9 protein-coding genes and 1 riboswitch are annotated in these 8200 nt (G+C 32.9%); all 9 genes read right to left on the reverse strand.

Annotated elements, in window-relative coordinates; all coding sequences use genetic code 11:
• Positions 1–9 precede the first annotated feature (9 nt).
• Positions 10–771: a precorrin-6A reductase gene (cobK, locus tag AACQ14_RS08675; protein WP_339363185.1), complete on the reverse strand. Its 762-nt coding sequence runs from the start codon at positions 769–771 to the stop codon at positions 10–12.
• A complete protein-coding gene (cobJ, locus tag AACQ14_RS08680; RefSeq protein ID WP_339363186.1) occupies positions 768–1508 on the reverse strand; it encodes a precorrin-3B C(17)-methyltransferase in 741 nt (246 codons plus the stop codon). Before cobJ ends, cobK begins: the two co-directional genes overlap by 4 nt.
• 1 nt (position 1509) lies before the next feature.
• Positions 1510–2277 (reverse strand): precorrin-4 C(11)-methyltransferase, encoded by a 768-nt coding sequence (gene cobM, locus AACQ14_RS08685; RefSeq protein WP_339363187.1) that lies wholly within the window; start codon positions 2275–2277, stop codon positions 1510–1512.
• A gap of 370 nt (positions 2278–2647) precedes the next feature.
• Positions 2648–3229 (reverse strand): precorrin-6Y C5,15-methyltransferase (decarboxylating) subunit CbiT, encoded by a 582-nt coding sequence (gene cbiT, locus AACQ14_RS08690; protein WP_339363188.1) that lies wholly within the window; start codon positions 3227–3229, stop codon positions 2648–2650.
• Positions 3219–3842, reverse strand: a complete 624-nt coding sequence (cbiE, locus tag AACQ14_RS08695; RefSeq protein ID WP_339363189.1) for a precorrin-6y C5,15-methyltransferase (decarboxylating) subunit CbiE — start codon at positions 3840–3842, stop codon at positions 3219–3221. Before cbiE ends, cbiT begins: the two co-directional genes overlap by 11 nt.
• Positions 3835–4956: a cobalt-precorrin-5B (C(1))-methyltransferase CbiD gene (gene cbiD, locus AACQ14_RS08700; protein ID WP_339363190.1), complete on the reverse strand. Its 1122-nt coding sequence runs from the start codon at positions 4954–4956 to the stop codon at positions 3835–3837. The genes cbiE and cbiD overlap by 8 nt, the downstream gene beginning before the upstream one ends.
• On the reverse strand, positions 4946–5587 hold the full coding sequence (locus AACQ14_RS08705) for a precorrin-8X methylmutase (protein WP_339363191.1): 642 nt from the start codon (positions 5585–5587) through the stop codon (positions 4946–4948). Before AACQ14_RS08705 ends, cbiD begins: the two co-directional genes overlap by 11 nt.
• Entirely contained in the window at positions 5587–6966 is a 1380-nt protein-coding gene (locus tag AACQ14_RS08710) for a cobyrinate a,c-diamide synthase (RefSeq protein WP_339363192.1), read from the reverse strand. The genes AACQ14_RS08705 and AACQ14_RS08710 overlap by 1 nt, the downstream gene beginning before the upstream one ends.
• Positions 6963–7739, reverse strand: a complete 777-nt coding sequence (locus tag AACQ14_RS08715) for a sirohydrochlorin cobaltochelatase (RefSeq protein WP_339363193.1) — start codon at positions 7737–7739, stop codon at positions 6963–6965. Before AACQ14_RS08715 ends, AACQ14_RS08710 begins: the two co-directional genes overlap by 4 nt.
• 144 nt (positions 7740–7883) lie before the next feature.
• Positions 7884–8031: riboswitch (cobalamin riboswitch) on the reverse strand.
• Positions 8032–8200 lie beyond the last annotated feature (169 nt).

Consider the following 8200-nt stretch of genomic DNA (forward strand, 5'->3'; position numbering starts at 1 on the left):
TATTTATCCTTAGTCAGTTTTTCCTTTAATATAGTTAATCATGTCATCCGTATCACAAAATACTTTTGGATAATCTATTTTGGGTCTACCGATTACAATAACTTTTACATTACATTCATCTGCCGCTTGGAGTTTTTCTTGTATCATTCCCCTGCTGCCGCTTTCCTTTGTCACCATTATTTTGCAATCGATGTTATTCATTATTGCTGCATTCAGTTCTTTTGAAAAAGGTCCTTTCATGGCAATAATCTGATCTGGTAATACATGAAGTCTTTCTAATTTTTCTATATTACCTGATTGTGGCAATACCCTTATATATGCTCTACTTTTATCTTTGATCTCATGTATGATATGTTCTACATCTTTACTGCCAGTAGTTATCAATACATTTCCTTGCAATCTATCAATAGTCTTTCCTGCTTCTTCATAAGAATAACAGTAAATATACTTTCTTTCATCTTTTTCTATCAAGGGTCTTTCATAACGGACATATTCAATATCTATAGATTCACAAGCCTTAATTGCATTTTCTGATACTTGTTTGGCATATGGATGAGTTGCATCAATAACTTTACTTATTCCTTTATGAATACAATACTCTCCAAGTTCAATATCATCCATTTTACCATATATAATAGTACCATCAAAACTTTTGCTTGCCACTTCTTTTCCATATTCAGTAGCACAACTTAAAATTATATCATTTGTAAATCTTGTAATCCTGTTGGCAATTACTATACTATCACTTGTTCCACCTAATATTAGAATCATATATTATACCCTCTTGATGTAACCATGAATTCATTTATCCATTTTGTCTGTTTATTACCTATGATAATAGTACAGAACATATCTACTTCCTTAGTATTAATATGAGCCAAATCAGTTCGAACTATCTCCTGTTCTTCTCTATAAGCCATTCTTATAATACCAACTGGAATATTATCATCTCTCTCTTTTTTTATAATACTTAATGCTTCATCCAGATAATCTGTTCTCTTGGAACTTCTAGAGTTATATAGTGCTATAACAAAATCTCCTTTAGATGCCAGTTCAATTCTTTTTAGTATTTTTTCATAAGGCGTCATATAATCACTAAGACTTATTGTACAAAAATCTTCTACAATAGGCGCACCAAGCAATGCTCCACAGGATATAGCCGCTGTAACACCAGATACTACTTCAACGTCTAATTCATTCTCCAATTGTTTAATATGCACAAGCTCTATTAGTAATCCAGCCATACCGTATAATCCACCGTCACCACTACAGACTATACCTACTGTCTTACCTTTCACAGCCTCTTCAATAGCCATTTCGCAACGGTCAATTTCTTTTCCCATACCTTTACTTATGACCTTTTTATCCTCTAATAAATCTTTTACTTGTTCTACATAAACCTTATAACCTGCAATAACATCACAGGACTTAATAACCTCTACTGCCTTTACTGTCATATTCTCTAATCGCCCCGGTCCAATACCAATAACAAAAATCTGTCCTCTCATCTTATCTCTCCTCACTACTCACTGCTGTTCTATACATATGGCTGAAACCTTTATCATATAGTTTTGATAGAGAATATTTATCTGACATAAAGTCACCTATTAGAATCTGAGCAAATCTCGTAATAGATGCTTCTTCTACCTTCTTCTCAATATCTTCAAGAGTTCCTCTAACTATTTTTTCATCATCCCAAGTAGCTTTATAAACTACTGCTACAGGTGTTCTTGCATCATAACTCTTTCTTAATTTCACCATTACTTCACCAATGGATTGAACTGATAAAAATATAGCCATTGAAGCTCTATGCTTAGCCAATTCTTCCAGCTGTCCACCTTCACCATGCCCAGTTCTGCCTGGTAATCTAGTAATAATTATCGTCTGGGAAACATCAGGTAATGTAAATTCCTCTTTTAATCTAGAAGCAGCAGCCACAAAAGAACTTACCCCTGGTATCACATCAAACTCAATCTTATGTTCAATCAATCTATCCATCTGCTCTCTAATAGCTCCATATATGGATGGGTCACCTGTATGTAGTCTAACAACCTTCTTATTATCCTTTTCCATCTCTACCATTACTTGGGTAACCTCATCCAAATCCATCTTGCCACTATTATATATAATAACGTCTTCCTTACAATAAGTATCAATCAACTTAGGATTCACCAAAGACCCTGCATATATAACACAATCAGCCTCTTGTAAAGCCTTCATACCCTTAACCGTAATTAACTCAACATCACCTGGTCCTGCTCCTACGAATAAAATCATAATATGTACTCCTTTTATTGTTTTTATTTGTTTTATGTTTTTGTTTATCAATAAAATTATAATTAACAGTAGCCTAGTCGGTGAGTATATATACAAATAAAGCGATTTTTAAATATTTGATTAGAAAATCTTAGTGAGTGGAAATAAATATTACGTTAAGAACCTTAACTGTTTGACCAGCGGGAGTTGTTAAGGTTTAGTAATATTTATTGTAACGAACTTAGTTTTTCTTCAAATATTTAATTATTTATTTTATCACTATAAAATAAACCCATTGTTTCTGTAAGTTAAATGCTCTAAATAAGTGATATGCTTTTAAATCATTTATTTATTTAAATTACATTTAGAGCTGTTTTGTATATATACTCAGCTACGGCAATTTTGCAGAAATAACATAAATAGGATTATTAGCTTTCATCATCCATCCACCTAACTGATGCCCCTTCGCCACCTGAACCAATGCAACATCAATATCCATGAATCTACCATCTAAGGCACTAAGAATCTTATATGTACTGTCCAACAATATAGTATTAGCAACAAATACTCCACCTGACTTAAGATGGTTTAGAACAAAATCAATAATCTCATCAATCTTCCTGCTCCCACCTCCTAGAAAAATACTGTCATAATATTTCCTAGGTATATCCTTTGGTGCTGATCCTTCAACTATCTGGGCATTCTCAAGTCCAAACTTCTTAATATTCTTCTCTGTCAACTTAACAGCTTCTGTTTTCTGATCAATAGCAGTAACTTCACCTTCACTACATATCAAACCACACTCAACAGTTATACTGCCTGTACCACAACCAATATCTAAAACATGAGAATTAGAATTAAGTCTAAGCCTAGATACAGTTATAGCTCTTACCTCTGATTTTGTCATCGGTACTTTATCTCTAATGAATTCATCATCTGGAATACCAAACATATACTTTTTATTATTCTTCATTTTCAATCACCACCACACAAAGCATCGAATAATCCTGCTTCATAATATTCTCTGGAACATCTATAGTAATCTTTTCATCATCATATGAAAGATTTTCTCCAACAATCATTGTAACATTCTCTAACCCTGCATCTATTAACTGTTCAGCTATACAGCTTGGAGAATTCTTCTTGTCAGTTAATAAAAATATACCTTTTCTATCTTTTAGAATATCCATCCATCTGATTTCTCTTCCATGCAAACTATACAATCCATAATCCTTATAACTTTTGCCGATTCTACTGAACAAATATTGGTAAGAACTTATTCCTGGTATTACATCAATGCATTCCTTACCTATCTTACTCTGTAAATAATCTAATAAACTGTAGAAACCTGTATCTCCTGAAACTATTACAGCTATCTTTTTTTCATTCTTATTAGCTGATATATAATCACACATACCTTGAAGATTGGAATCATAAGTAAATACTTCTTTTTCATAAGAAGCAAAAATCTCTAGATTCCTCTTTCCTCCAACAAGAACATCACATTCTTCAATGACTCTATAGGCTATTGGAAGAATATAATCTCTATTACCTGGACCAATACCAACCACATTTACTTTATTCATTCTTAATCTCTCCTATGATAGATTGAACTTTATCACTTGTGGCTAACAACTCTGTCATGTTGAAATATAGTACACCTATATCTAGATTACCATAAATATAACTTTCACAATTATCAGCTGCCTTGTTAGCCAGTACCGTAAATACTTCTTCCATACCTGTTCTTTTAATAATCTTAGCCGCTTCATCAGTGGTTGTACAATCCATGATACTTATAAGTTCTTCTTGTTTCATACCCATTATACCTAAGTAGGCAGTCAGAATTTCCATTCTTGTGGAACTTACTCTGCTGTGAGTATAATATATGCCTCCTGCTGGCTTGATTAATTTTCCTATATGACCAGCAATAATTATCTTTTTAAATCCTAACCTGCTGCATTCTTCTAGTGCAAACCCTAGATAATTACTCATCTTAACCATTGAGATGTTATCTATACCAGAATACTCCATAAATAATTTTTCCCCAATGTTACCAGGAACCAGTATAACGTATTTGTTGTTCTTATTATGAGCTATTTTAAGTTCAAGGGCTATAGTTTCTTTTAATGCATCTTCTGACATAGGTTCTACTATTCCTGTGGTCCCAAGTACAGATAAACCACCTATAATTCCTAATTTGGGATTAAATGTTTTCTTAGCTAATTCTTCTCCCTTAGGAATGCTAATAATAACATCTACACCAGTACCCTTTTCAAAGATAGATTCCACTGATTCCCTTATCATTCTTAGTGGAGTGGAATTAATGGCATATTGATTAACAGGTATCTGTAAACCTTCTTTGGTAACTTTACCAACTCCCTTACCTCCAGTAATATTGATTTTATCATCATCTCTTAAGACTACTTCTGCAAATACTTCAACACCATTAGTGATATCTGGATCATCACCAGAATCTTTTATTATACAACATGATGCTTTTCTTTCATTATATTGGCATTTATATACATCAAGATTCAACTCCCATCCTTTTGGTGTATCAATCTTGACTGATTCTAGAATCATTTGTTTTTTCAGCATATAAGCTGCAGCTTTTGTTGCGGCAGCAGCACAAGAACCAGTTGTATAACCTGTCCTTAATTTTTTGCACCCTTTATAAACATACCTGCTATTTCCCAACTTTTTTCACCGCTTCTCTTAATACAGCGTTAATTATTGCAACCGCAATAGTACTTCCACCTTTTCTTCCCTTTGTTATTATTGAAGGGATATCTTCATCCCATAGAGCATCCTTAGATTCACAAGCTCCAACAAATCCTACTGGAACACCGATAACTGCTTTAACTGTATTTAATTCATTCTTATTTTTCTCATCTATAAGACGAAATAGTGCAGTTGGGGCATTTCCTACAGCAAATACTTTATCCCCTGGCATCTTAAGAGCTAGATCAACAGCTGCCATAGAACGTGTAATACCTTGTTCTTTAGAAATTCTATAAGCTTCTTTGGAACCTACTAGACATTCAATTTTTATACCTAATTGTTCTGTAAGTTTTTTGCTTACACCCGCTTTTATCATCTGTGTATCAGTAATGATTGTACACCCTTTTTTAAAAGCTTCTAGAATAATATCTTCAACTTGCTCTTTGAATAATAGTATATCCTCATAAATAAAATCTGTAGTAGTATGAATAACCCTTTGCATTATACTTAGTCTCAATGGCTCAAGGTCTGTATTCTTCATACTATCATATATAATCCTAAAACTTTCTTCTTCTATTTTTCTTGGGTTAGCTATAAAATCATGCATTATTTATCTCCTTTTGTTTTTACTGTTAACGCAGTATCTAAAAACTTATCTGGTATAGCAGGTTCAGCTGGAAAATAGATATGTGGATACATTCCATATACATTCTTATATAGTTTTCCGCAATGCCATTTCTTATCCCTCTTTGAACCTGTAATATATGCAGGTTCAGCTGTCCTATCAACAACTGACCTGTGAAATTCATGTGCCCTAAATACTGTATCTTTATTAAATATAGGAGTATCCTTATCAGCCCTTACAGAAACATAACCAAAGTTTTGTAGTCTTTTCTTCATATATGCTCCGCCTTGGAATATTCCTACCATCTTATATGTTTCATTTTCCAGATTGGTTATAGTCTCATGAAGATACATATAGCCTCCGCATTCTGCATATATAGGTATATCTTCATCAGCTTTCTTTCTAATATCTTCCATTAGATTAGTATTGCTTGACAGTTCTTTAGCAAATACTTCTGGATAACCACCTACTAAATATATTCCATCACATTCATCAGGTAATCTATCATCTTTCAAGGGACTGAAATAATGGATTTGTGCTCCTGATTCTTTCAACATCTCTATATTTTCGTTGTAATGAAAGGAAAAAGCTTTATCTTTTGCTACTGCAATATGTACATGGTACTGATTGCTTGCTGTACCTCTATTAATATCTTCTAAGGATTCACCACTTCCAGCTATTTCAATTAACTTATCAATATCTATAGTATCAGTAATCATATCTCCAAGTCTATCAATCTTAGATTTTATATCATCTATTTCACTACTTTGAATAAGTCCTAAGTGTCTGCTTTCCAGTTTCACTTCATCCAGTTTTGGAAGATATCCTATCACAGGAACATTAGTATTTATTTCAATAGTTTCTTTCAATATTTCATAATGTCTCTCTGACATGGGAAGATTGATTACAACCCCTTTTATAGGGATATCTCTAAAAGTCTTCATACCATGAACTAGTGCCGCCGCACTTGTTGACATTCCTTTTACATTCATGACTAATATTACTGGTGATTTCAATAGATGGGATATATGAGCCGTACTTCCAAGCATAGGCTCACTGCCATACCCATCATATAGTCCCATTACACCTTCAATTATACTTATATCCGCATCATTATTATATTTATCAAATAGATATCTATTAACATTATCTTCTAAAAGCCACCCATCTAGGTTAATGCTGGGTCTGCCAGTTACAGTTTCATGGAATCCTGGGTCTATGTAATCAGGTCCTACTTTATAAGGTTGTACCTTTAACCCTCTTTTACATAATGCAGCCATTAATGCTATGGTAAGCGTAGTTTTACCTGTCCCACTATGTGGTGCTGATATAATTAATCTAGGTTTTGCCTTAGCACTCATTGGTTATTCACTGCTTCCTTTAAGTGGTTAATATATATTTTTCTAATAGCTTCATTCCCACCTAAACCTTTAGTTATTGTTCTAACCTCTATACCATTAGCTATTAATATATTCTTCCATGAATCTTCTTCGTCACCTGCCATATCATTGTGTGCATGATCTCCTGCAACTACCAAGAAGGGCATTAAAACAGCTTTACTGTATTTCCCCTTTTTCAACCTTTTGATAACTAGTTCTATACCATCTTCTATAGTCCCCATAAATACTGGTAAATCTTCATTTTCAAGAAGATATTGCAAATAGTAATAACTGGTATTAGCATAATGTTCTGTACCATGCCCCAGTAATACAACCGCTTCATTAGGTCCTACTTTAGGAATATAAGTCTTTAACGCTTCTATAACCTCTCTATAATCATCTTTATGATATAGTAATGGTTGTGAAAGTGAAATATGTACATTCTTGTTATGATTCATCCTACTTACTATGGTTCTTATCTTATCATATTCAAAACCTGGTATTATATGGGTTGGTTGAACAATTATATGTTCAAACTCTTCAATTAATTTTATCAACGCTTCCTCTGGAGTATCAATATGAATACCTTCTTTTTTCAACTTTTTTATGATTATATTAGATGTAAATGCACGTACCACCTTATAATCAGTAAAAGTATCTTCTATTAACTTTTCTATAGGTTCTATCTGCTCTTTTCTTGCATTTTCATAACTACTTCCAAAACTCGCAACCAATATCGCTTTTTTCTTCTCCACAACAACTGCCTCCTTTTAATTCAACTTAAATATAATAAAAACTCTTACCTACAACGAGATAAGAGCATGATATACAATATTTATTAATTAATATAATAAATAATTACACCCTCTGTCCCTCGCAAAGTTTTTACGTAAAATAACGTAAGTGTATAAGATTAAATAGGTACTCTGACTTTTAATAATTTCTAAAATATAACAGAAATCATTTACACAGTGGCGTGACCGTTCAGGATTCCAACCTGATTCCCTTTGAAGATACTAAAAATATCCTCAAACATACATTGCTATCTAATCATTATTCAATTTAATCTTATAATAAATCATCTGTAGCTTCATGTCAATAAAACATCGGTAATGTAATCATTCTATTTCAGAAGAAAATGTGTTTTGTAAATATATTGACGGAGACTATAAGCAAAATAGTATATGTATATGTGGAGTAGTGAGGCAGGACGCCG

It is taken from the genome of Vallitalea maricola, assembly GCF_036985595.1.
In the GTDB taxonomy this organism is placed as follows: domain Bacteria; phylum Bacillota; class Clostridia; order Lachnospirales; family Vallitaleaceae; genus Vallitalea; species Vallitalea maricola.

What these genes read in the sequence shown, in the direction of transcription:
- cobK (WP_339363185.1), bottom strand. Translation starts at nt 771, where the DNA reads ATGATTCTAATATTAGGTGGAACAAGTGATAGTATAGTAATTGCCAAC.
- cobJ (WP_339363186.1), bottom strand. Translation starts at nt 1,508, where the DNA reads ATGAGAGGACAGATTTTTGTTATTGGTATTGGACCGGGGCGATTAGAG.
- cobM (WP_339363187.1), bottom strand. Translation starts at nt 2,277, where the DNA reads ATGATTTTATTCGTAGGAGCAGGACCAGGTGATGTTGAGTTAATTACG.
- cbiT (WP_339363188.1), bottom strand. Translation starts at nt 3,229, where the DNA reads ATGAAGAATAATAAAAAGTATATGTTTGGTATTCCAGATGATGAATTC.
- cbiE (WP_339363189.1), bottom strand. Translation starts at nt 3,842, where the DNA reads ATGAATAAAGTAAATGTGGTTGGTATTGGTCCAGGTAATAGAGATTAT.
- AACQ14_RS08705 (WP_339363191.1), bottom strand. Translation starts at nt 5,587, where the DNA reads ATGCATGATTTTATAGCTAACCCAAGAAAAATAGAAGAAGAAAGTTTT.
- AACQ14_RS08710 (WP_339363192.1), bottom strand. Translation starts at nt 6,966, where the DNA reads ATGAGTGCTAAGGCAAAACCTAGATTAATTATATCAGCACCACATAGT.